This window comes from Sphingomonas mangrovi (genome assembly GCF_047975845.1).
In the GTDB taxonomy this organism is placed as follows: domain Bacteria; phylum Pseudomonadota; class Alphaproteobacteria; order Sphingomonadales; family Sphingomonadaceae; genus Sphingomonas.
Window position 1 is genome coordinate 1 of record NZ_JBIUCZ010000026.1, and the last position, 23,254, is coordinate 23,254.

Here is a 23,254-nt window from a genome sequence, read left to right on the forward strand (position 1 = left end):
CCGGGCAATCGCACACCGTTCCGCATACGAGAGCTGTCGGTACCTGGTTCCCATCGCAACACCTCAACCTGGTGTTGCACTTCGTTTGTGAACTCGGGGCATCTCTTGCCGCTAGGATTGTGAGTCGGGATGGCGGCCGCGGCTGGCGTGTGGCTGGAGCCTCAGGCGTTGCGCGAATGGATCCTGACTTTCGTCAGGATGACGAAGAAAGGCAGGCACAAAAAAGGGGCGCTCGCGGGCGCCCCTTTTCTTCGTCGCTGTACTCGCCTCAGTGGCGGAAGTGGCGCATGCCGGTGAAGACCATCGCCAGTCCGGCCTCGTCGGCCGCCGCGATGACCTCTGCGTCGCGGATCGAGCCGCCCGGCTGGATCACGGCCGTCGCGCCCGCCTCGACCGCGGCCATCAGCCCGTCGGCGAAGGGGAAGAAGGCGTCGGAGGCGACTGCCGAGCCGATCGTGCGCGGAGTCGCCCAGCCCGCCTTGTCGGCGGCATCCTTGGCCTTCCACGCGGCGATGCGCGCGGATTCCAGTCGGTTCATTTGGCCGGCGCCGACGCCCGCGGTGCTGCCGTCCTTGGCATAGACGATCGCGTTCGACTTGACGTGCTTGGCGACGGTCCAGGCGAAGCGGCAGTCGGCGAGCTCCTGCTCGGTCGGCGCGCGCTTGGTGACGACCTTCAGTTCTTCCGTCGAGAGCAGCCCGTTGTCGCGCGACTGCACCAAGAGGCCGCCGGCGATCGACTTGATGGCGAGGCCGCCGCGCGCCGGATCGGGCAGCTCGCCCGTTACAATCAGGCGCAGGTTCTTCTTGGCGGCGAAGATCGCGCGCGCTTCCTCGTCGGCGTCGGGCGCGCACACCACTTCGGTGAAGATGCCGCTGATCGCGCGCGCCGTCTCCCCGTCGAGCGGGCGGTTGAGCGCGATGATGCCGCCGAACGCCGACACGCTGTCGCAGGCGAGCGCCGCCTGATAGGCCTCGAGCAGCGTGTCGCCGGTGGCGACGCCGCAGGGGTTGGCGTGCTTGACGATGACGACGGTCGGCGGACCGTCGCGGAACTCGGACACGAGCTCCAGCGCGGCGTCGGCGTCGTTGTAGTTGTTGTAGCTCAGCTCCTTGCCCTGGAGCTGCTGGCCCTGGGCGATGCCGCGGGTGGCGCCGGTGTTGGGCAGGTAGAGCGCCGCCGTCTGGTGCGGGTTCTCGCCATAACGCAGCGTGTCGGCGCGGGTGAAGGCGAGCGGCAGCGTCTGGGGCAGCGTCTCGCCCTGATCGACGCTCGCGAACCAGCCGGCGATCGCCGAGTCATAGGCGGCGGTGGCGGCATAGGCCTTGGCAGCGAAGCGGCGCCGGGTGTCGAGGCGCGTCGCGCCCGCGTTGGCGTCGAGTTCCTCGACCAGGGCTGCATAGTCGGCGGGATCGGTCACGATCGCGACATGCGCGTGGTTCTTGGCGGCCGAGCGCACCATCGAGGGGCCGCCGATGTCGATGTTCTCGATGATCTCGTCGCGGTCGGCGCCCTTGGCCACCGTCTGCGCGAAGGGGTAGAGGTTCACCACCACCAGGTCGATCGCGCCGATGCCGTGCTCGCCCATCGAGGCGACATGCTCGGGATTGTCGCGCACCGCCAGCAGCCCGCCGTGGACGACCGGGTGGAGCGTCTTGACGCGGCCGTCCATCATCTCCGGAAAGCCGGTAAGGTCGGAAATGTCGCGCACGGGCAGCCCCGCGTCGCGGATCGCCTTGGCGGTGCCGCCGGTGGAGACCAGTTCCACGCCGTGGCGGTCGAGCGCCCGGGCGAGATCGAGAATGCCGCTCTTGTCGGAGACGGAGAGCAGCGCGCGCGTGACGGTGACGTTCATGCGCGGCTCCTTCGCGCCGATTGGGCGGAGAGGCAAGGGGGGAGCGGGTGTCGGGTCGGATGAGCCCATCCCCGTTTGTCTCGAGTAGGGATCGAGCTTGTCGAGAGCCCGTATCGAGAGAGCCACAACGACCGGTTTCTCGATACGCCCTCTCGACAAGCTCGACGGCTACTCGAAACGAACGGAGAAGGGGACGGGCCTTGAACCTACCGCGCGCGGTGGAAGCGCCAGCCGACGCCGGCGCCGCCCGGCTGGGCCATGCCGGTGAGCACCAGCTGCTGGGTGCCGTGCGGCCGCCCGTCGCCGTCGATCCACAGGCTGTCCTCGACGGCGAGCGCGGCACCGCGGCAGCGGAACTGCCATACCGACTTGCCATCGGGCAGCCGCAGGAACGCCGCCTGGCCGTCGGCGGTGCTCGCCACCTCGATGCCGAGTCCCAGGTGGAAGCGGATCGCGAAGCCGACGTCGCCCTGCTTGCCGCCGTTGCCGCCGCGGGCGGTGGCGGGCAGCAGCGTGTCCTCGCCCACCAGATCGCGGCCGTCCGTCGACAGCGTGATCAGCCGGCGGTGGACGAGGCCCAAACGGCGGACATAGCCGTCGTGGCTCGCCTCGATCCGGCTGAGGTCGTCGGTTTCCTGCCGGCTGAGCTCGACCTCGCTGACGCCCCGGCCGAGCGCGCCGTCGGCGTGGATCGCGGTGGAGTTGGAGTCGCCCAGCACCAGCGTCGAATGCGCGGCGGTGGTGCGCAGCGCGGGCGGCAGGCTGGGCGGCAGCGTCCGCAGCGCGCCGTTGGCGCCGCCGCAGTTGACGACGATCCGCTGCCCCGCGTCCGACAGTTCGAACGCCAGCGTCGAAGCGCAGCCGCCGGTCGCCTGGCGGTTGGCGGGCGGCGGCGCGGCGTCGAGCACCACCACGGTCTTGGCCGCCGACAGCCGCTGATAGCCCCAGTCGCGTGCCTGGCGGAGCGGGCGGGTGCGCACGCCGGTCGCCTCGACGATCTGGGCGATGCGCTCGCCCGCCAACGGTGCCGCGCCCTGCCAGCTGCCCAGCCCGCCGTCGCCGTGGCACACGCCGAGCAGCGCCGCGACCAGCCGGGCGAGCGTCTCCCCGACACTCTCGGGCGCCTCCATCCGACGCGCGGCATAGGTCTCGCGCAGCATGGTGAGCAGCTGGATCAGGTCGAGCTGGTCGGCGGGCGAGCGGCCGAGCGTGCCGCCGTCGTCGAACACCGCGGCTGCGAGCGCGCGGGCGAGCCCGGCCTCGCCGAACGCGCGGCGCGGCTCGCCGCCGGGGATCATCAGCCCCGCCGCGACCACGCCGCACCAGGCGGCGACGCGCGGCACGCCGGCAGCGACCTTGCCCGCGGTGCTGTCGAGATGGCGGGCGCCGCGCGCGAGCGCGTGCAGCACCTTCGAACGATAGACGAGGTCGGTGCTCGACAGGATCAGCGGCGCATGCGCGGTCCAGAACAGCAGCCGCCGGCCCCACAGGTCGGCGCGCCAGGCGGGGTCGGAAACCTTGCTCTCGTGCGCCGCGAGCCAGTGGCGCAGGATCGCCTCGGCGATCGGCGCGGCGGTGGCGCGCGTCGCGACGCTGGAAAGGTCGCGCAGCCACGCGAAGCTGTGGAGATATTCGGCGAACGGAGCCGAAAAGGTGGGGCGCGGTAGCGACAGCGCGTTGATCGGCACCGCTTCGCCACGGAACAGCACCACGCCGTCAAGCAGCGCATGGCCGCGCTCGACATCGCCGAAGAAGGGATCGTCGGCGACCGCGATCAGCTTCAGCGGATGCTTGCCCTTCAGCCGCAGCGCGTGGAACGGCGTTCGCCACGCCAGCCGCTCGAGCCGTTCGGACAGCCGCTCGGCGAGCGACAGCCCCTTGCCGCCGCTCTGGCGGATCAGCCGCTTGCCCGCTTCGATCCCGTCGGGTGCGGTATCTTCGGGGGCGGGATCGGTCACGCGCCTTTCAGTGCCCGGATGTTGTCGGCATAGGCGGCAGGGCCGCCGGTGAAGGTGGCGGTGCCGGCGACCAGCACGTTCGCCCCGGCTTCCACCGCCAGCGGCGCGGTGGTGCGATCGATGCCGCCGTCGACCTCCAGGTCGATGTCGCGGCCGGTGGAGTCGATGCGCTGGCGCAGCGCGGCGATCTTGGCGAGCTGGCTGTGGAGGAACTTCTGCCCGCCGAAGCCCGGATTGACGCTCATCACCATGATGAGGTCGACCAGGTCGAGCACGGAGTCGACCGACTCGACCGGGGTGGCGGGATTGAGCACCACGCCCGCGCGCTTGCCCAGCGCCTTGATCGCCTGGAGCGAGCGGTGGAGGTGGGGGCCGGCCTCGGGATGGACCGAGATGATGTCGGCGCCGGCCTCGGCAAAGGGCTGGAGCAGCGGATCGGCGGGGGCGATCATCAGATGGACGTCGAACGGCTTGGCGCTGTGCTGGCGCAGCGCCTTCACCACCATCGGGCCGATGGTCAGGTTGGGCACGAAATGCCCGTCCATCACGTCGACGTGGATCCAGTCGGCCCCGGCCGCGTCGATCGCGCGCACCTCCTCGCCCAGCCGGGCGAAGTCGGCGGACAGGATCGAAGGGGCGATGCGGACGGGTCTGCTCATGATCCCGCGACCTCTAGCATGGCAGCCCCTTGCCGCAACCGGCTGTCGGGCGCGGTCGCCGAATTCCGAGGGCGGGTGATCGCTGTGGATGACGCGGTGCACTCTTTCTTCTTGTACCCCGGCGGAGGCCGGGGCCCAGTTACGGTGGTGTCGGATTGGGGCACCCATGACGGCCTTCCCACCTGGGCCCCGGCCTCCGCCGGGGTACAGAAGCAAGGAAAGGCGTTCCCTCAGCCCACCCGGTCGAGCCGCGCGATGAAGAAGCCGTCGAGGCCGCCCTGTTCCGCCAGCATCCCCGGCAGCGTGCGCACCCAACCTTGCGGCGAGGGCGCGATGCCCTCCGGCAGCAGCTCGGGCGCGGCGGGCACCAGGCGATAGTCGGCGCGGTCGGCGAGAAAGCGTTCGACCTGCGCCTCGCCCTCCTCGCGCTCCAGCGAGCAGGTGGCGTAGACCAGCCGGCCGCCCGGCTTCACCCAGTCGGCGGCGCGCGCGAGCAGCCGCGCCTGCAGCTCGGCGGCCTCGGCGATCACCGCCGGGCGGACGCGGTGGAGCACGTCGGGGTGGCGGCGGAAGATGCCGGTGGCGCTGCACGGCGCGTCGAGCAGCAGCGCGTCGACCGGCGCGGCGGGTTTCCACTTCAGCGCGTCGGCGGCGGCCACCTTGGCCGACAGCCCGGTGCGCTCCAGGTTCTCGGAAAGGCGCGCGAGCCGCTTTTCCGACACGTCGAGCGCGGTCACGTCCCAGCCGGCAGCGGCGAGTTGGAGCGTCTTGCCGCCCGGTGCCGCGCACAGGTCGATCGCGGTGCCCGGCCCGTCGCCCAGCAGCCGCGCGGGCAGCGAGGCGGCGAGGTCCTGCACCCACCACTCGCCCTCGTCGAAGCCGGGGAGCTTGGGCACCACCGACTCCGCGGGCACGCGGCGATGGCGCGGCAAGAGCGGGGTGCCGCCAGCGGCAGTGTCCTCGCCGCGCAGGCTAAGGTCGATCGGCGGCGGGGCGGCGATCGCGACGCGGGCCGCTTCGGCGACGTCCTCGCCCCACGCCGCCTGCCAGCGCAGCCAGGCGGCGGCGGGCAGCTCTGGCAGCTCCGGCAGCGTCGCGCCTTCGCGCATCAGCGTGCCGAACACGCCGTGGACCAGCTTGCGCGGGCCGCCGTCGACCAGCGGCAGCACGGTCGCGATGGCGGCGTGCGGCGGCGTGCCGAGCGCCAGCGCCTGGACGAGCGCGATGCGGAGCGCAAAGCGCGCCTTGGCATCCTCGGGCAAGGGCCGCGCGGTGGCGGAATCGATCAGCGCGTCGAGGTCGGGCAGCCGGCGCAGTGCCTCGCTGGCGATGGCGTGGGCGAGGCCGCGGTCCTCGCGTCGGTCGAGCCCGGCGGCGGCGCGGTCGAGCGCGGCTTCGAGCGCGATCCCGCGGCGGAGCACCGCGTCGAGCAGGCGGAGCGCGGCGCGCCGGGCGGGGACGCCGGGCGGTTCGGGGGCGAGTTGCGGGCGGGCCATCAGGGGCGCCGTCCGGGTGCGCACTGCATCATATCGTCCATCCCTTGATCCCGAGCCTTTCGCCGCCGATGTGGGGGCTGCATCTGTTTCGGAGAGTCCCATGGGCCAGCGGCCGCCCCACGTGAAGCCACCCGAGCATCTTTCGAAGAGTCCGCCGGTCCCCGAACCCGAACCGGTCGCGCCGCCCGAGGGCGATCCGCTGGGCGCCAATCCCGTGCGCTATGGCGACTGGGAGCTGAGGGGCGTGGCGGTGGATTTTTAGGTTCGATTCTAAGCAGGGCCCCGTTCGTGCTGAGTAGGGACTGAGCGTGGCGTAGGCGGGCCTTCGCAAAACCTCGGTCCATTCTCGTCATGCTGACGGAAGTCAGCATCCATACGCGCTCCGCTTGCGCCTCCAGCGTAGCGGCAACGGATCCTGACTTCCGTCAGGATGACGAGGGAGGATCCTGTCCAAGGCACCGCCGCAATCCCGTCGTGCTCCTGCGCAGGCAGGAGCCCAGGATTGCGGAACGTCGCGCTTTTGACCCTGGGCTCCTGCTTTCGCAGGAGCACGCAGCGCCAGCGGGAGCGACCGCCCTCACACCGGCAGCTCGTCGCCCCGCTCGCGGTAGAACGCCTTGACCGCCTCCCAGCCCTCTTCCGCGGTTTCGCAGAAGGTGATGAGGTCCAGGTCGCGCGGGGAGATCACGCCTTCGTCGCACAGCGCCTCCAGGTTGACGACGCGCTCCCAGAACTCGCGGCCGTAGAACAGCACCGGGATCGGCGCGACCTTGCCGGTCTGGATCAGCGTCAGCAGCTCGAAGCTCTCGTCGAAGGTGCCGAAGCCACCGGGGAACACCGCCACCGCACGGGCGCGCAGCAGGAAGTGCATCTTGCGCAGCGCGAAATAGTGGAACTGCATCGACAGCGACGGCGTGACGTACGGGTTTGGCGCCTGTTCGTGCGGGAGCACGATGTTGAGCCCGACCGACTCGGCGCCCGCCTCGCTCGCGCCGCGGTTGGCCGCCTCCATGATCGACGGCCCGCCGCCCGAGCACACCACGAAGTGCCGCTTGCCGTCCTCGTCGAGCGGGAAGTTGCTGGCGAGGCCGGCGAGTTCGCGCGCGACGTCGTAGTATTTGGACTTGGCGATCAGCCGCTCGGCGATGCGCCTGGCGCGATCGTCCTGCGCGAGGTCGAGCAGCGCGCCGGCCTTGCTCGGCTCGGGGATGCGTGCCGAGCCGTAGATCACGAAGGTGGAGGCGATATTCGCCGCGTCGAACACCAGCTCCGGCTTGAGCAGTTCGAGCTGGAAGCGCACGGGACGCAGGTCCTCGCGCAGCAGGAAGTCCATGTCCTGGAAGGCGAGGCGGTAGGAGGGGTGCTCGGTCTGCGGGGTGGAGACCTGGGTGCGTGCGGTCTCGGCTTCGTGCTTGGCGTCGCGGAATACGCGCGACGGTACTCGGGTATCGGCCATGATGCTTCCTGCGGCAGCCGGCGCGGACGCACCGGGCGAAAGCGCACCAATCTAGCGCGGTTGCGGTCGCACGCAAGCGGGGGTGGGGCTTCGGCTGGCGCGATCTCGCTCTTCCCCGTCATGCTGACGGAAGTCAGCATCCATTCGCGCTCCGCTTCCGCATCTGGCGTTGCGGCAATGGATCCTGACTTTCGTCAGGATGACGAGGAGGGAGGCCATTCCGGCTCTCCGAATTCCCCCGCGACCGCACTCACCGGCAGTAGCCGCCGCGGCCGCTCATGTCGAAATGCAGGTGGTTGTAGTGCGCCGCGTTGTAGTCGGGGCCGAGCACGGTCTTGAACCGCTTGCACGCCGATCGGTGGACGATCTGGAGGAACTCGCGCACATTCGGGTCGCTGGAGCGCCAGCCGCGTTCGATGCTGATGCGTCGCCCGTCGGCCAGCACGAAGCCGCCGATGTCGATCGCGTTGGCGAGGCCGTGCTGCGACAGCTTGGCCGAGCCGGCCGCCCCCTGGCCGACGATGCCGCGGCAGACGTAGGTGCCATAGCTTTCGATCCGCACCACGTCGCTGCCCAGGATCTGGCGCGCGGCCGGACCGACGCCGTGCTGCACCCAGCCGACGAAGGCGCGCGCGGTGGGGCAGCGGATCGCCTTCAGGCCGGAAGTGGGCACGCCGAAATCGACCAGCTGCACCGCGCCCAGCACCAGGCAGCCGCCGCCATAGTCGCGATCGGGCAGCGGGCTGAAGCGGACGCCGGCGCGCGACAGGTCGGCATAGCATTGCTGCGTGTCGCGCGGGGTCTGGCCGGTCAGCGTCACCGGGCCGCTGCCGCGCGGGCGCGGCGCCGGGCGCCGTTCCTCGCGTCCGCCGCCGAAGACACAGGCCGCCAACAGAAACGGCAGCAGCAGGGCGAACAAGCGACGCGAAACCAAGTGCATGGCCTCGGGTGTAGCGGAGGTGCCGGTGCCTGCGCCACCCGGGCCGCGCCCACCGCGCCCACCGCGCCCACCGCGCCCACCGCGCCCACCGCGCCCACCGCGCCCACCGCGCCCACCGCGCTTCGCCCCGCCGCCCGTGCGCCGCCGTTCACCCAATCCGCGCGGACCGGCGTTGACAAGCGCCCGCGCGCCGTTAGGGCCGTCGACGGGCCACGCTGTCCCAACGCAGCGCGTGCTCTCTGTAAGGAGAGACTATTTTGACGGATATGATTTCGGTTCCCGCCATCGGTGCGTCCGCCGCACCCGCAAAGCCCGCCGCCAAGCCGGCGCGCCCCCATTTTTCTTCCGGTCCCTGTGCCAAGCCGCCCGGCTGGTCGCCCGAGAAACTCGCCACCGAGGTGCTCGGCCGCTCGCACCGCTCGAAGCTCGGCAAGGCGCGGCTGCAGCGCGCGATCGACCTGACCCGCGAACTCCTCCAGGTCCCGGATACCCATCGCATCGGCATCGTTCCGGGCTCCGACACCGGCGCGGTCGAGATGGCGATGTGGTCGCTGCTCGGTGCGCGGCCGGTGACGTTGCTCGCCTGGGAAAGCTTCGGCGAGGGCTGGGTGACCGACGCGGTCAAGCAGCTCAAGATCGAACCCAACGTGCTCAAGGCGCCCTATGGCGAGATCGTCGACCTGACCCAGGTCAGCCCCGAACATGACGTGATCTTCACCTGGAACGGCACCACGTCGGGCGTGCGCGTGCCGAACGGCGACTGGATCGCCGACGACCGCGCCGGCCTCACCATCGCCGACGCCACCTCGGCCGTGTTCGCGATGGACCTGCCGTGGGACAAGCTCGATGTGGTCACCTTCTCGTGGCAGAAGGTGCTGGGCGGGGAGGGCGCGCACGGCGTGCTGATCCTGGGCCCGCGTGCGGTCGAGCGGCTGGAGAGCTACACGCCGGCATGGCCGCTCCCCAAGATCTTCCGCATGACCAAGGGCGGCAAGCTGATCGAGGGCATCTTCAAGGGCGAGACGATCAACACGCCGTCGATGCTCGCAGTCGAGGATGCGATCTTCGCGATGGAATGGGCCGAGAGCGTCGGCGGGCTCAACGGCCTGATCGCGCGATCGACCGCCAACGCCACCGCGCTCGGCCGCATCGTCGCGGCGCGCGACTGGCTCGACCATCTGCCGGCCGATCCGGCGATCCGCTCCAACACCAGCGTCTGCCTGAAGCTCGTCACCGATGCGGATGCCGAAGCGCAGGGCGCGATGGTCAAGAAGATGGCCTCGCTGCTGGAAGCGGAAGGCGCGGCGTTCGACATCGCCGGCTATCGCGATGCCCCGGCGGGCTTGCGCATCTGGTGCGGCGCGACCGTCGACACCGCCGACATCGAGGCGCTCGGCCCGTGGCTCGACTGGGCCTGGGAACAGGTCAAGCCCGCCTGATCCTCGTCTCCTCGTTTTTCCAGTTATCCCCGTCATCCCAGCGAAGGCTGGGATCTCCCGCCGCGAACGCCATGAATCCGTTCCCCTGCGGCTCGAGATCCTGACTTTCGTCAGGATGACGATTGCAGAAAGCCAATCGTCATGCCCAAAGTCCTCATTTCCGACAAAATGGATCCCAAGGCCGCCCAGATCTTCCGCGAGCGCGGGGTCGAGGTGGACGAGATCACCGGCAAGACGCCGGACGAGCTGAAGGCGATCATCGGCCAGTACGACGGCCTCGCCATCCGCTCCTCGACGAAGGTGACCCAGGAGATCCTGGACGCCGCGACCAACCTGAAGGTCGTCGGACGCGCCGGCATCGGCGTCGACAACGTCGACATTCCTGCCGCCAGCGCCAAGGGCGTGGTGGTGATGAACACCCCGTTCGGCAACTCGATCACCACCGCCGAGCACGCGATCGCCCTCCTGTTCGCGCTCGCCCGCCAGCTGCCCGAGGCCGATGCCTCCACCCAGGCCGGCAAGTGGGAGAAGAACCGCTTCATGGGCGTCGAGCTGACCGCCAAGACGCTGGGCCTGATCGGTGCGGGCAACATCGGCTCGATCGTCGCCGACCGTGCCCGCGGCCTCAAGATGAAGGTCGTCGCCTTCGATCCGTTCCTCACCCCCGAGCGCGCGATCGAGATGGGCGTGGAGAAGGTCGAGCTCGACCAGCTGCTTAGCCGCGCCGACTTTATCACGCTGCACACGCCGCTCACCGACCAGACTCGCAACATCCTGTCGGCCGAGAATCTCGCCAAGACCAAGAAGGGCGTGCGCATCATCAACTGCGCGCGCGGCGGGCTGATCGACGAGGCTGCGCTCAAGGCCGGGCTCGACTCGGGCCATATCGCCGGCGCAGCGCTCGACGTGTTCCAGACCGAGCCCGCCAAAAACTCGCCGCTGTTCGGCACGCCCAACTTCGTGTCGACGCCGCACCTGGGCGCGTCCACCACCGAGGCGCAGGTCAACGTCGCGATCCAGGTCGCCGAGCAGATGGCGGACTTCCTTGTGTCGGGCGGCGTCACTAACGCGCTCAACATGCCGTCGCTGTCGGCCGAGGAAGCGCCCAAGCTCAAGCCGTACATGGCGCTCGCCGAGAAGCTGGGCTCGCTGGTGGGCCAGCTGGCGCACGGCGCACTGACGTCGATCGCGATCGAGGTCGAGGGGGCGGCCGCCGAGCTCAACCAGAAGCCGATCACCGGTGCGGTGCTCGCCGGGCTGATGCGCGTCCATTCGGACACGGTGAACATGGTCAACGCGCCGTTCTTGGCGAAGGAGCGCGGGCTGGAAGTGCGCGAAGTGCGCAACGAGCGTGAGGGCGACTATCACACGCTGGTGCGGGTGACGGTGCGCACCGAGGCGGGCGACCGCTCGGTCGCGGGCACGCTGTTCGGCAACCAGGCGCCGCGGCTCGTCGAACTGTTCGGCATCAAGGTCGAGGCCGATCTCGCCGGCCACATGCTCTACGTCGTCAACGAGGACGCGCCCGGCTTCATCGGCCGGATCGGCACGACGCTGGGCGAGGCGGGGGTCAACATCGGTACCTTCCACCTCGGCCGCCGCGAGGCGGGCGGCGAGGCGGTGCTGCTGCTGTCGGTCGACGAGCCGGTGACGCCCGAACTCGCCGCCACCGTGCGCGCGTTGCCCGGAGTCCGCACCGCGATGGCGCTGGCGTTCTGACGAGCGCAATGCCGCACCAGCATCGTACCCCGGCGGAGGCCGGGGCCCAGTTGGGATAGTGGCGGAAGGGCGTGCTGACGCCTCGACCGCTCCGCAACTGAACCCCGGCCTCCGCCGGGGTACGGGTGTCCCCAGCGCTTGCGACTCCAAGCGGAGCGGCAATGGATCCTGACTTCCTTCAGGATGACGAGAGGAGACGTAGGGAGTACCCGCCGCCCCCGCTTGTCGCGGGCGGGGACATCCCCTAGCTGCCGGGCGCGACGCCGCGCGCCGATCGGGGCCGCGCCCAACAGGAATTTGCGATGACCGGCCTCTTGCCCGAAGGGTTCCACGACCGCCTGCCGCCCGCCGCCGATGCGGTCGCGCGGTTCGAGGGGCGGGTGCTCTCGGTCGCGCGCAGCTATGGCTACGAACAGGTCGACCCGCCGCTCGCCGAATACGAGGATGCGCTCGGCCGCCGGCTGAAGGCGGCGCGCGCGCAGGACGCGGTGCGCTTCGTCGATCCGGTGTCGCAGAAGACGCTGGCGATCCGTCCCGACATGACCGCGCAGGTCGGCCGCATCGCCGCCACCCGCATGGGCCACCACCCGCGCCCGGTGCGGCTGTGCTATGCCGGCCCGGTGCTGCGGCTGCGCGCCGCCGACCTCGATCAGCGCCGCGCGCTGCGCCAGATCGGGGCGGAGCTGATCGGCCTCGACAGCGTCGCGGCGGTGCGCGAGGTCGTGACCGTCGCGGTCGAGGCGCTCGCCGCCGCCGGCCTCACCGACGTGTCCGTCGATTTCACCCTGCCGGACCTGCTCGACGCGCTCGCCGGCGACACGCTGGCGCCCGACCAGCTGCTGGCATTGCGCGAGGCGCTGGACGGCAAGGACGCCGGCGCGGTCGCGGCGATCGATCCGGCCTATCTGCCGCTGATCGAGGCGGCCGGGCCGTTCGACCAGGCGCTCGAGCGGCTGCGCGCGAGCGATGCGGCCGGGGCGCTCGGCAGCCGGCTCGACGGGCTGGAGGCGATCGCCGAGGCGATCCGCGACCGCGCGGCGCTGACGCTCGACCCGACCGAGCGGCATGGCTTCGAATATCAGAGCTGGGTCGGCTTCTCGCTCTACGCGCGCGAGCTGCGCACCCAGATCGGGCGCGGCGGCGCCTATGCCGTGGTCGGCGAGAACGGCCGCGCGGAGCCGGCGGTCGGCTTCTCGCTCTATGCCGACGTGCTGCTCGACGCCGGCATCGGCGCCGACGCGCGCCGGAGGCTGTTCCTGCCGTTCGGCACGCCCGCCGCCACCGGTGCGGCGCTGCGCGCGGAAGGCTGGGTGACGGTGGCGGCGCTGACCGAGGACGACACGCCCGAGGCGCAGCTGTGCACGCATCGGCTAGGGGATGCGGGGCCGGTCGCGCTGGGGTGAGCGTGTAGCGGAAGACCCGTCCACTCCCCCCGTTTGCCCTGAGTAGCGCCGTGAGGCGCGTATCGAAGGGGGGTGCCGGGGCGGTACCTCGATACGAGCCCTCGATACGCTCCTGGCGGAGCTACTCGGTCTCTACTCGGCACGAACGGGGGAGGGCGCGTGGCCCCCCAACCTCACCCCGCCGGCGTCAGCTTCAGCAGCCGGCCGCCGTCGCCGTCCTCCAGCAGCCAGATCGCGCCGTCGGGGCCTTGCTCCACCTCGCGGATGCGCTTGCCCATCGGCCATTGATCGCCCTTCGTCGCGCTGGTGCCGTTCACGTCGACGCGGACCAGCGCCTCGCTCGACAGGCCGCCGATGAACAAATCGCCCTTCCACTGCGGGAACAGGTCGCCCGAATAGACGAGCAGCCCGCCCGGCGAGATCACCGGGTTCCACGACACCTTGGGCGGTTCGAAGCCGTCGCCGGGCTTGTGGTCGGGGATGTCGCGGCCGTCATAGTGGCTGCCGTTTGACGCCTTGGGCCAGCCATAGTTGCGGCCCGGCAGGATCAGGTTGACCTCGTCGCCGCCCTTGGGGCCCATCTCCTGCTCCCACAGATTGCCCTGCGCGTCGAAGGCGATGCCGAGCAGGTTGCGGTGGCCGTAGGACCAGACCGCGGGATGGAAGCCGCGCGCGGTGAGGCCGGGGTCGCCCGCCGGCTTGCCGTCGAGGGTGAGGCGCAGCACCTTGCCGAGCGTCACCTTGGGGTCCTGCGCCGGGTCGAACTTCTGGCGCTCGCCGTTGGTGAAGAACAGGTGCTGCCCATCGGGCGCGAAGGCGATGCGGCCCGAATAATGGCCGTTGCCCGAAACGAGCGGAGTCGCGCGGAAGATCGTCTCGATCTGGCGCAGCCGCTCGCCGCCGGGCTGCAGGTCGAGCGTGCCGCGCGCCAGCACCACGCCCTTGCCGCCGTCGCCGGCCGCGGAATAGCTGAAATAGACCCGCTTGCTGGTGGCGAAGTCGGGCGCGAGCACCACGTCCATCAGCGCGCCCTGGCCTTCGCTGTCGACCGTCATCGTCGCGACCGTGCGGCGCTCGCGGCCGTCGGCGGAGACGAGCAGCATCTTCCCCTGCTTCTCGGTCACCAGCATCCGCCCGTCGGGAAGGAAGGTCATCGCCCAGGGCGCATCGAAGCTGGTGACCGGGGTGACGGCGAACGGGCGTCCGTCGGCAGCCGCCGGTGCGCCGGTCGCGGTCGCCTGCGCCTCGGTGCCGTTGGCGACGGCCGGGCTGTCGGGGGCGCCGCAGGCGGCGACCAGGACGGCGGCGGCGGTGCAGGCGATGGTCCGGTGCATGGCATTCTCCCTTGTTCATTGCCCAACGCGGCGTCGGCGGGAATGGTCCCGCAGCGGCGTTTCGAAACCAGCTTGTTCTGACCTGGCGAATTGCCTATATCCGGCATGTTCTCGACATTGGAAACCTTGGCGAGGTCGGGCCCCACGGGTCCGGCGGCGGCGGGGCGTACCTTGGTTCGAACCGAACTCTAAGGACCGGCAGCAGGCCGGCCGCAACGAACTGGAGCGTGGATTGGCGGACATCGCCGAACTCAACCGGCTGATCGAGCCCGAGGCGAAGGCCCTGGGGCTGGCGCTGGTGCGCGTGAAGATGTTCGGCGGCAAGTCGGATCCGACGCTGCAGGTCATGGCCGAGCGGCCGGACACCCGCCAGCTGACGATCGACGATTGCGCCACGCTGTCGCGCCGCCTGTCCGACCTGCTCGACACGCTGGAGGCCGAGGGCCGCGACCCGATCGAGGGTGCGTACCGGCTGGAGGTTTCGTCGCCGGGCATCGACCGGCCGCTCACGCGGCTGCAGGACTTCGCCGACTGGGCAGGGCACGAGGCGCGGATCACGCTGGCCGAGCCGATCGAGGGGCGCAAGCAGCTCACCGGCGATCTCGTCGGCGTCGAGGGCGACCAGATCACGATCGACGTGCGCAAGTTCCGCCAGATGACGGTGCCGTTCGCCGCCGTCGCCGACGCCAAGCTCACCATCACCGACAAGCTCCTCGCCGCCACCCAGCCGCTCGACTCGAGCGGGGCGGACGACATCATCGAAGTAGAAGGGTAACCTCATGGCCACTGCCGTTACCGCCAACCGCGCCGAGCTGATCGCGATCGCCGATTCGGTCGCGCGCGAGAAGCTGATCGACAAGGGCATCGTCATCGAGGCGATGGAGGACGCGATCCAGCGTGCCGCCCGCGCGCGCTATGGCGCCGAGAACGACATCCGCGCCAAGCTCGATCCCAACACCGGCGACCTGCGCCTGTGGCGCGTGGTCGAGGTGGTCGAGGCGGTCGACGATTATTTCAAGCAGGTCGACGTCGCCCAGGCGCAGAAGCTGCAGAAGGGCGCGGTCGTCGGCGACTATATCGTCGATCCGCTGCCGCCGATCGAGTTCGGTCGCATCGCCGCCCAGGCCGCCAAGCAGGTGATCTTCCAGAAGGTCCGCGACGCCGAGCGCGAGCGCCAGTTCGAGGAGTTCAAGGACCGCGTCGGCGAGATCATCACCGGCGTCGTCAAGCGCGTCGAGTTCGGTCACGTCGTGGTCGACCTGGGTCGCGCCGAGGGCGTGATCCGTCGCGACCAGCAGATCCCGCGCGAGGCGGTGCGCGTCGGCGACCGCACCCGCTCGCTGATCTTCAACGTCCGCCGCGAGAACCGCGGGCCGCAGATCTTTCTGTCCCGCGCGCACCCGGACTTCATGAAGAAGCTGTTCGCGCAGGAAGTGCCCGAGATCTACGACGGCATCATCGAGATCAAGGCCGCCGCCCGCGACCCGGGCTCGCGCGCGAAGATCGGCGTCATCAGCCGCGACAGCTCGATCGACCCGGTCGGCGCCTGCGTCGGCATGAAGGGCAGCCGCGTCCAGGCCGTCGTGCAGGAGATGCAGGGCGAGAAGATCGACATCATCCCCTGGTCGGAAGATACCGCGACCTTCGTCGTCAACGCGCTGCAGCCGGCGAACGTCAGCCGCGTCGTGATCGACGAGGAAGAGGATCGCATCGAGGTGGTGGTCCCCGACGACCAGCTCTCCCTGGCGATCGGCCGCCGCGGCCAGAACGTGCGGCTGGCGAGCCAGCTCACCGCCAAGGCGATCGACATCCTCACCGAGGCCGACGCGTCGGAGAAGCGCCAGAAGGAATTCGTCGAGCGCTCCGGCATGTTCGAGAGCGAGCTGGACGTCGACGAGACGCTGGCGCAGCTGCTGGTCGCCGAAGGCTTCGGCGCGCTGGAGGAAGTGGCCTATGTCGAGGTCGACGAGCTCGCCTCGATCGAGGGCTTCGACGAAGACCTTGCCGCCGAGCTGCAGAACCGTGCGCAGGAAGCGCTGGAGCGTCGCGAGGAAGCCAATCGCGAGGCACGCCGCGCGCTGGGCGTCGAGGACGCGCTCGCCGAGATGCCGTACCTGACCGAAGCGATGCTGGTCACGCTCGGTAAGGCGGGGATCAAGACGCTCGACGATCTGGCGGACCTCGCCACCGACGAGCTGGTCGAGAAGAAGCGCGCCGAGCCGCGCCGCCGCAACGACGACGCGCCCAAGCGGCCGGAGCCCAAGGGCGGCATCCTCGCCGAGTACGGGCTGTCGGACGAGCAGGGCAACGAGATCATCATGGCCGCGCGCGCCCACTGGTTCGACGACGAGGAAGCGCCGGCGGACGAGGCTCCGGCCGAAGCCGAGACGGGCGAGGAGGCCGAGGCCTGATGCCCTTCGTCGACATTCGCCTGGCCGGCGCCGCCTCGCGCGAGCAGAAGGCGGCGATTGTCGCCGACGTCACGCGTTCGCTGGTCGAGCGGCTGGGCAAGAGCCCGGCCGCCGTCCAGATCACCATCACCGAACTGTCGACCGAGAACTACGGTGCCGGCGGCCAGCTGATCGCGGACCGCGATGCTGCCCCCGGCGCGCAAGCGAGGGAGGACGCGCATGCGGAACCCTCGCAATGATGCCGCTTCGGTAACGCCGCGCGCCTCCGGGCACCGCGGACAGCGCAATCCTGCCACGCCCCGGCCTCCGCGCGAACCGCGCGACGGGCCGGAGCGCAGCTGCATCCTTACGCGCGAGACCGGCGCGCGCGGCGCGCTGGTGCGCCTGGCGCTGTCTCCGGACGGCGAGGTGCTGCCCGACGTCCATGCCAAGGCGCCCGGTCGCGGTGCGTGGATCGGCGTGGACCGGGTCGGCCTCGATGCGGCGATCGCCAAGGGGCGGCTGAAGGGTGCGCTGTCGCGTGCCTTCAAGACCCAGGCGATCGCGATTCCGGACGATCTTTCCGGCCGGATCGAGTCGGCGCTGCAGCGCGCGGCGCTCGACCGGCTTGGGCTCGAGTCCCGCTCGGGCAAGCTGGTGAGCGGCGGCGAGCGGATCGAGAAGGCCGCGCGCAGCGGCCAGCTCCACGCGCTGTTCCACGCCGCCGATGCCGGCGCCGACGGGGCCGGCAAGCTGGCCCAGGCATGGCGCGTCGGCTCCGATCGCGAAGGCAGCGGTGCCAAGGGGCTGGTATTGCCGGTCGGGCGCACCATATTGTCCTTGGCGCTGGGGCGCGAAAATGTGGTACATGTCGGCGTGACCGACGGACCAGCGGCCAGTCGGGTCGGCGAGGCGATCGCCCGGTGGCTGCACTTTATCGGACCCGTACCCTCCTCCGTGTCTTGCGAAACCGTTTCGCAGGGCGCATCGGCTGCCGGAACCTCGGCGGCTGCACAGACGACGACGAAGCAGGAACTTGAGTAACGCATGAGCGAGACGGACAACGACAAGCCGAAGCTGGGCGCGCGGGCACCGCTGGGGCTGAAGCGCACGGTGGAGACGGGCAAGGTGAAGCAGAGCTTCAGCCATGGCCGCTCCAACACCGTGGTCGTGGAGGTCAAGCGCCGCCGCGTGCTCGGCCGCCCCGGCGAGGAGCAGCAGCAGGCGGCCCCCGCCGCCGCGCCGACTCCGGCGCCCGAGGCTGCGGCCCCCGCGCCGGCAGCCCCGCGCACGCCTGCGCCGGCGCCGGCCGCGAACGCTGGCCTGTCGCGCCACGAGTTGCAGGCCAAGCTGCTGCGCGAGGCCGAGGAAGCGCGCATGACCGCGCTCGAGGAATCGCGCCGTCGCGACGAGCGTCTCCGCCAGGAGGCTGCCGGCCAGGAACAGCGCCGCGCCGAAGAGCGTCGCGCCGAAGCCGCTGCGCCCGCGCCGGAGCCGACGCCCGCGCCGGAGCCGACGCCCGCGCCGGAGCCGACGCCCGCACCGGCCCCCGCGCCCGTCGTCGAGGCCAAGGTCGAGACGCCTGCGCCCGAGCCCACGCCGGCACCCGAGCCGACGCCCGCGCCGGCCGAGGCCGCCGCTCCGGTCTCGGCTGCCCCGGCAGCGCCGACGCCTGCCGAGCCTGCACCCGCCGCCGCGGCACCGAGCACGCCCGCGCCCAAGCCGGCGGCGCCCGCCGCGCAGGCACAGCGCCGTCCGGCAGCAGCGTCGCGTTCGCCGCAGCAGCCGCAGCAGCCGATGACGGTGCAGTTCGATTCGTCGCTGCCCGCGCCGCGCCGGTTCACGCCGGTCCAGCGGCCCGAGATCCCCAAGCCGAAGCCCGAGCCCAAGCCGGCTCCGGCCGCAGCGACGCCGTCGGCAAGCCCGTCGTCGTCCGCACCCGCCAACCGCACCGGCGCACCGACGCCGCGGCGCAACGACTCGCCCAGCCGGCCCGCGCCCTCGCGAGACCGCAAGGGTGACGATCGCCGCCAGTCGGGCAAGCTCACGGTCACCCGTGCGCTGGGCGACGGCGATGGTGCACGCGCACGTTCGCTCGCGGCGCTGAAGCGCGCCCGCGAGAAGGAAAAGCGCCATTACGGCGGCCCGCGCGAGCCGCAGGCCAAGCAGGTGCGCGACGTGAAGGTGCCGGACGCGATCACCGTCCAGGAACTCGCCAACCGCATGGCCGAGAAGGGCGCCGACCTCGTCAAGACGCTGTTCAAGATGGGCATGCCCGTCACCATGACGCAGACGATCGACCAGGATACGGCCGAGCTGCTGGTGACCGAGTTCGGCCACAACATCGTCCGCGTGTCCGACGCCGACATCGACCTGGCGCTCGACACCACCGAGGATTCGGCCGATGCGCTCAAGCCGCGTCCGCCGGTGGTCACGATCATGGGCCATGTCGACCACGGCAAGACCTCGCTGCTCGACGCGATGCGCGGCACCGACGTGGTGCGTGGCGAGGCCGGCGGCATCACCCAGCACATCGGTGCGTATCAGGTGACGCTGAAGGACAAGTCGAAGATCACCTTCCTCGACACGCCGGGCCACGAGGCCTTTACCGAGATGCGGGCGCGCGGTGCCGACGTCACCGACATCGTCATCCTGGTGGTGGCGGCCGACGACGGGCTGATGCCGCAGACGATCGAGGCGATCAACCACACCAAGGCGTCGGGCAAGCCGATGATCGTGGCGATCAACAAGATCGACAAGCACGAGGCGAACGCCCAGCGCGTGCGCGAGCGTCTGCTCGAGCACAACGTCCAGGTCGAGGAGATGGGCGGCGAGACGCAGGACGTCGAAGTCTCCGCGCTCAAGAAGATCGGTCTCGACACGCTGATCGAGAAGATCCAGCTGCAGGCCGAGCTGCTCGAGCTGCAGGCCAACCCCGACCGCCAGGCCGAGGGTGCGGTGATCGAGGCGAAGCTCGACAAGGGCCGCGGCCCGGTCGCGACGATCCTCGTCAACCGCGGCACGCTCAAGGTCGGCGACGTGTTCGTCGTCGGCGCCGAGAGCGGCAAGGTCCGCGCGCTGATCGACGACAAAGGCCGTCAGGTGAAGCAGGCCGGGCCGGCGATGCCGGTCGAGGTTCTGGGCCTGTCGGGCGTGCCGATGGCCGGCGACCTGATGCAGGTCGTCGACAACGAGGCGCGTGCTCGCGAGGTCGCCGAATATCGCGCCGGCGTGATCCAGCAGAAGCGCACCACCAATGCGCCCGCGAGCCTGGAGAGCATGTTCTCCGCGCTCAAGGACAAGCAGGCGATCGAATATCCGCTGGTCGTCAAGGCCGACACCCAGGGCACCGTCGAGGCGATCGTCGGCTCGCTCAACAAGATCTCGACCGACGAGATCCGGGTGCGGATCCTGCATTCGGGCGTGGGCGGCATCACCGAGAGCGACGTGACGCTCGCCGGGGCTTCGGGGGCGCCGATCATCGGCTTCAACGTCCGTCCGAACAGCAAGGCGCGCGAGATCGCCGAGCGGAACAAGGTGGCGCTGAAGTATTACGACGTCATCTACGACCTGGTGGACGAGATCCGCGCCGGCATGGCGGGCGAGCTCGGGCCGGAGGCGTTCGAGACCGTCGTCGGCCGCGCCGAAATCCGCGAGGTCTTCTCCGCGGGCAAGACTGGCAAGGCCGCCGGTCTGCTGGTGGTCGAGGGTGCGATCCGCAAGGCGCTCAAGGCGCGCATCACGCGCAACGACGTCATCATCTACCAGGGCGAGATCGCCTCGCTCCGCCGGTTCAAGGACGATGTCGCCGAGGTTCGCGCGGGCCTGGAATGCGGTGTGACGTTCTCGCAGAACTTCACCGACATCAAGGCGGGCGACTTCCTCGAAACCTTCGAGGTCGAGATGCGCGAGCGCACGCTCTGAGAACCCGTGTCACCCCGGTCCCGAGCCGGGGTGACACGCCTTTTTTGCTAAGATTGCATCATGAAGAACGAACCGCAGGAACGCTCCGTCCGCACGCTCCGCGTGGGCGAGCAGGTGCGCCACATCCTGTCGGAAATCCTCCAGCGTGGCGACGTCCACGACGAGACGCTCGCCAGGCACATGGTGTCGGTGACCGAGGTGCGTATGTCGCCCGACCTGCGCCACGCGACCGTGTTCGTGAAGCCGCTGCTGGGCAAGGACGAGGAAGCGGTGCTCAAGGCACTGCGCACCAACACCGCGTATCTGCAGCGCGAGGTCGCCCACCGCGTGAAGATGAAATACGCGGCCAAGCTCAAGTTCCTGGCCGACGACAGCTTCGAGGAAGCGAGCCACATCGACGCGCTGCTGCGCGATCCCAAGGTGGCGCAGGATCTGGGCGACGGGGCCGACGGCGACGATTGACGCTGCAGCTGGTAAGACGCATCTTACCGGCATGGGCGCGCAAACCACCATGTCCGAAAAGGGCCAAATCGTTATCCCGAAAGACGTTCGGGAGGCGCTTGGTTTTTCGCCGGGGCAGCGGTTCGACGTGATCCAGACCGGCCGGGGCGTGCTGCTCCAACCGTCTGCCGTCAAGAGCGGCCGCAGCCGGGACGAGCTGCTCGGCGAAATTCGCAAGATCACCGCCAGCTACAGGGGGCCGGCGGTCTCGATTGACGAAATTAACGAAACCGTCTCGGCCGAATGGGCGAAGAGCGGACTGCGCGGCGACTGGTGAGGGCACTTGACACCAATGTCGTCCTGCGGCTGCTCGTCCCCGACGACCCAGAGCAAACCCGCCTTGCCGAGGCGCAGTTGAATGGGCCGGTGTTGTTGTCGCTCACGGTCCTGCTGGAAACTGCCTGGGTACTGCGCTCGCGCTACGGTTTCGCACGCGAGCAGATCGTGACGATCCTGACCTACCTGCTCGACCAGCCGCGGCTGGTCGCTGAAGCGGCCGACCAGCTTCCTTGGGCGCTCGACAGCTATGCCCGGGGCGGCGATCTCGCCGACCTGCTCCATCTCGTCGCCGCGCGGGGCGCGGACGCCTTTGTCACCTTCGACCGCGGCATTGCGCCAGCGGCAGGCGCGAACAGTCCCCTTCCCGTCGAGACCCTCGCCTGATGGCCAAACTCTATTTCTACTACGCCTCGATGAACGCGGGAAAGTCGACCACGTTGTTGCAAGCCGACTTCAACTATCGCGAGCGCGGGCTCACCACGCTGCTGTTCACCGCGGCGCTCGACGATCGGGCGGGGGCGGGGACGATCGGATCGCGGATCGGCCTTTCGGCACCCGCCGCGATGTTCGACGCGGCGACCGACCTTCATGCCGCCGTCGCGGCCGAGCGGCAGCCGGTCGGCTGCGTGCTGGTGGACGAGGCGCAGTTCCTGTCGGCGGAGCAGGTCGACCAACTCGCGCGGGTCGCCGACGAGCTGAACGTGCCGGTGCTCGCCTATGGCCTGCGCACCGACTTCCAGGGCGTGCTGTTCCCGGGCTCGGCGCGGCTGCTCGCGATCGCCGACGCGCTGGTGGAGATCAAGTCGGTGTGCGTGTGCGGGCGCAAGGCGACCATGAACCTGCGCGTCGACGCGCAAGGTCGTGCGGTCACCCAGGGCGCCCAAACCGAGATCGGCGGCAACGACCGCTACCTCGCGCTGTGCCGCAAGCATTTCTGCGAGGCGATGCGGGGGTAGGCGCTTCAGTCGCGCGCCGCGCGACCTCGCACGACCTCTGCGACCGCCTTGGCGCGTTCGGGTTCGTCGCACGTCTTGCGCACGAACGCGTCCCGCGAACCGGCGAGGTCCACGCAGGCGAAGGTCGCCTGCTGGCTGGGGATCATGTCGAGCGGTTCCGCGCTCGCGTCATGCCGGGCGATGACCACCGCGAGCTGTTCGAGATAGGCAGCCGGGCTGTCGTCCTGCGCCAGTCCCACGGCGCTGGCGAGCGCGCGGGTGCGGAAGCGCTCGGCCCGTCCGAACGCCTCCATCTCTCGAAGGGTATTGGCCGCGCGCGCTTCCAACCAGGCGCGTTCCAGCTGCGGCACTTGCGTGGGGAGCCGGTCGACCCGTTCCACGAACGTCTGCTGATATCGCGCCGCCTGCCGCTGCAGGTCGGGCATGCCCGTGTCGTCTCCAGTACCGGGGCGCACTTCCCAGATAGCGCGCATCAGCAGGCTGAGCGACTGCTCCGGCGGCCGCCCGAGTTGGTCGGCGAGCCAGAAGGCGCGGTAGTAGACCGTTTCTCCAAGGATCGCACGATAGCGTTCGGAGGCAATCAGCGGCGTCAGCCGCGCGATATCCTTCGCGTCGAACTCGTCAAAGATCACCAGGTGGTTGGTCGGGCATTCCGGGATCGGCAGCGGAAAGGGTAGGTAGCTATAAGGCTTGCCGTCGGGACGCTGGCCGTAGGTGCTGTAGCTTCCCGCCTGCCAAGCCGAGAACCGTTCGCCGCCGATCGGACAAACCTGTTCGGTGGGGCCGCCGTGCAACGGGGGCGGCGGCGGGGGCGATTGCGTCTGCAGCGCCGCCAGTAGCAGCATGGTCCATCCCATCGTCCGTCTCCCTGCCGAAATCGCACCAGCCTATCGGCGACGTCAGGGTGCGCAAGCGGACTTGGCGATCTAGCGGCCTTGCGGCAGG

At 70.1% G+C, this 23,254-nt stretch carries 21 protein-coding genes; 13 read left to right on the forward strand and 8 right to left on the reverse strand.

From position 1 onward, the window contains the following. Nucleotides 1-268 precede the first annotated feature (268 nt). From purH to ACBY01_RS12510, 4 genes are all read right to left on the reverse strand, one after another. Complete coding sequence (purH, locus tag ACBY01_RS12495) at nucleotides 269-1,855, reverse strand: bifunctional phosphoribosylaminoimidazolecarboxamide formyltransferase/IMP cyclohydrolase (RefSeq protein WP_416461210.1); 1,587 nt, start codon at nucleotides 1,853-1,855, stop codon at nucleotides 269-271. A gap of 206 nt (nucleotides 1,856-2,061) precedes the next feature. Then, the gene (locus tag ACBY01_RS12500) at nucleotides 2,062-3,813 is read right to left on the reverse strand and encodes a heparinase II/III family protein (protein WP_416461211.1); all 1,752 of its coding nucleotides are present in this window, start codon (nucleotides 3,811-3,813) and stop codon (nucleotides 2,062-2,064) included. Further along, nucleotides 3,810-4,472 (reverse strand): ribulose-phosphate 3-epimerase, encoded by a 663-nt coding sequence (gene rpe, locus ACBY01_RS12505; protein ID WP_416461212.1) that lies wholly within the window; start codon nucleotides 4,470-4,472, stop codon nucleotides 3,810-3,812. The genes ACBY01_RS12500 and rpe overlap by 4 nt, the downstream gene beginning before the upstream one ends. Nucleotides 4,473-4,702: 230 nt before the next feature. Continuing rightward, on the reverse strand, nucleotides 4,703-5,968 hold the full coding sequence (locus tag ACBY01_RS12510; RefSeq protein ID WP_416461213.1) for an RsmB/NOP family class I SAM-dependent RNA methyltransferase: 1,266 nt from the start codon (nucleotides 5,966-5,968) through the stop codon (nucleotides 4,703-4,705). A 100-nt stretch (nucleotides 5,969-6,068) separates the two neighbouring features. Here ACBY01_RS12510 and ACBY01_RS12515 point away from each other — a divergent pair, with 100 nt between their 5' ends. Continuing rightward, on the forward strand, nucleotides 6,069-6,230 hold the full coding sequence (locus ACBY01_RS12515; RefSeq protein ID WP_416461214.1) for a DUF1674 domain-containing protein: 162 nt from the start codon (nucleotides 6,069-6,071) through the stop codon (nucleotides 6,228-6,230). 315 nt (nucleotides 6,231-6,545) lie between these two features. On the opposite strand, the gene ACBY01_RS12520 is transcribed toward ACBY01_RS12515, so the two are convergent. Further along, nucleotides 6,546-7,424 carry an LOG family protein gene (locus ACBY01_RS12520; protein WP_416461215.1) on the reverse strand — a complete coding sequence of 293 codons (879 nt, stop codon included), beginning with the start codon at nucleotides 7,422-7,424 and terminating at the stop codon, nucleotides 6,546-6,548. 250 nt (nucleotides 7,425-7,674) lie between these two features. After that, nucleotides 7,675-8,364, reverse strand: a complete 690-nt coding sequence (locus tag ACBY01_RS12525; protein WP_416461216.1) for an extensin family protein — start codon at nucleotides 8,362-8,364, stop codon at nucleotides 7,675-7,677. 266 nt (nucleotides 8,365-8,630) lie between these two features. Between ACBY01_RS12525 and ACBY01_RS12530 the strand changes: the two genes are divergently transcribed. The 3 genes from ACBY01_RS12530 to ACBY01_RS12540 all read left to right on the forward strand — a co-directional run bounded on the left by ACBY01_RS12530 (nucleotide 8,631) and on the right by ACBY01_RS12540 (nucleotide 12,925). After that, nucleotides 8,631-9,803, forward strand: coding sequence for a phosphoserine transaminase (locus ACBY01_RS12530; protein ID WP_416461217.1), 1,173 nt, complete (start codon nucleotides 8,631-8,633; stop codon nucleotides 9,801-9,803). 141 nt (nucleotides 9,804-9,944) lie between these two features. Further along, entirely contained in the window at nucleotides 9,945-11,522 is a 1,578-nt protein-coding gene (serA, locus tag ACBY01_RS12535) for a phosphoglycerate dehydrogenase (protein ID WP_416461218.1), read from the forward strand. Nucleotides 11,523-11,824: 302 nt separating this feature from the next. Beyond that, nucleotides 11,825-12,925, forward strand: a complete 1,101-nt coding sequence (locus ACBY01_RS12540; protein ID WP_416461219.1) for an ATP phosphoribosyltransferase regulatory subunit — start codon at nucleotides 11,825-11,827, stop codon at nucleotides 12,923-12,925. Nucleotides 12,926-13,098: 173 nt separating this feature from the next. On the opposite strand, the gene ACBY01_RS12545 is transcribed toward ACBY01_RS12540, so the two are convergent. Beyond that, nucleotides 13,099-14,259 (reverse strand): PQQ-dependent sugar dehydrogenase, encoded by a 1,161-nt coding sequence (locus ACBY01_RS12545; protein WP_416461220.1) that lies wholly within the window; start codon nucleotides 14,257-14,259, stop codon nucleotides 13,099-13,101. A gap of 232 nt (nucleotides 14,260-14,491) precedes the next feature. On the opposite strand from ACBY01_RS12545, the gene rimP reads away from it, so the two are divergent. The 9 genes from rimP to ACBY01_RS12590 are packed head-to-tail and all read left to right on the forward strand — an operon-like array spanning nucleotide 14,492 to nucleotide 22,309. Further along, nucleotides 14,492-15,034: a ribosome maturation protein RimP gene (rimP, locus tag ACBY01_RS12550; protein ID WP_416461221.1), complete on the forward strand. Its 543-nt coding sequence runs from the start codon at nucleotides 14,492-14,494 to the stop codon at nucleotides 15,032-15,034. A gap of 4 nt (nucleotides 15,035-15,038) precedes the next feature. Next, entirely contained in the window at nucleotides 15,039-16,670 is a 1,632-nt protein-coding gene (gene nusA, locus ACBY01_RS12555; protein WP_416461222.1) for a transcription termination factor NusA, read from the forward strand. Continuing rightward, on the forward strand, nucleotides 16,670-16,909 hold the full coding sequence (locus ACBY01_RS12560) for a tautomerase family protein (protein WP_416461223.1): 240 nt from the start codon (nucleotides 16,670-16,672) through the stop codon (nucleotides 16,907-16,909). The genes nusA and ACBY01_RS12560 overlap by 1 nt, the downstream gene beginning before the upstream one ends. Continuing rightward, on the forward strand, nucleotides 16,890-17,693 hold the full coding sequence (locus tag ACBY01_RS12565; protein WP_416461224.1) for a DUF448 domain-containing protein: 804 nt from the start codon (nucleotides 16,890-16,892) through the stop codon (nucleotides 17,691-17,693). Before ACBY01_RS12560 ends, ACBY01_RS12565 begins: the two co-directional genes overlap by 20 nt. A gap of 3 nt (nucleotides 17,694-17,696) precedes the next feature. Further along, entirely contained in the window at nucleotides 17,697-20,573 is a 2,877-nt protein-coding gene (gene infB / locus ACBY01_RS12570; RefSeq protein WP_416461225.1) for a translation initiation factor IF-2, read from the forward strand. A 60-nt stretch (nucleotides 20,574-20,633) separates the two neighbouring features. Continuing rightward, nucleotides 20,634-21,035, forward strand: coding sequence for a 30S ribosome-binding factor RbfA (rbfA, locus tag ACBY01_RS12575; protein WP_416461226.1), 402 nt, complete (start codon nucleotides 20,634-20,636; stop codon nucleotides 21,033-21,035). A gap of 31 nt (nucleotides 21,036-21,066) precedes the next feature. Further along, a complete protein-coding gene (locus ACBY01_RS12580) occupies nucleotides 21,067-21,351 on the forward strand; it encodes an AbrB/MazE/SpoVT family DNA-binding domain-containing protein (protein ID WP_416461227.1) in 285 nt (94 codons plus the stop codon). Beyond that, nucleotides 21,318-21,737 (forward strand): type II toxin-antitoxin system VapC family toxin, encoded by a 420-nt coding sequence (locus ACBY01_RS12585; RefSeq protein WP_416461228.1) that lies wholly within the window; start codon nucleotides 21,318-21,320, stop codon nucleotides 21,735-21,737. Before ACBY01_RS12580 ends, ACBY01_RS12585 begins: the two co-directional genes overlap by 34 nt. Further along, entirely contained in the window at nucleotides 21,737-22,309 is a 573-nt protein-coding gene (locus ACBY01_RS12590; protein WP_416461229.1) for a thymidine kinase, read from the forward strand. The genes ACBY01_RS12585 and ACBY01_RS12590 overlap by 1 nt, the downstream gene beginning before the upstream one ends. Before the next feature lie 5 nt (nucleotides 22,310-22,314). On the opposite strand, the gene ACBY01_RS12595 is transcribed toward ACBY01_RS12590, so the two are convergent. Further along, entirely contained in the window at nucleotides 22,315-23,166 is an 852-nt protein-coding gene (locus tag ACBY01_RS12595) for a hypothetical protein (RefSeq protein WP_416461230.1), read from the reverse strand. Between the last annotated feature and the right edge of the window lie 88 nt (nucleotides 23,167-23,254).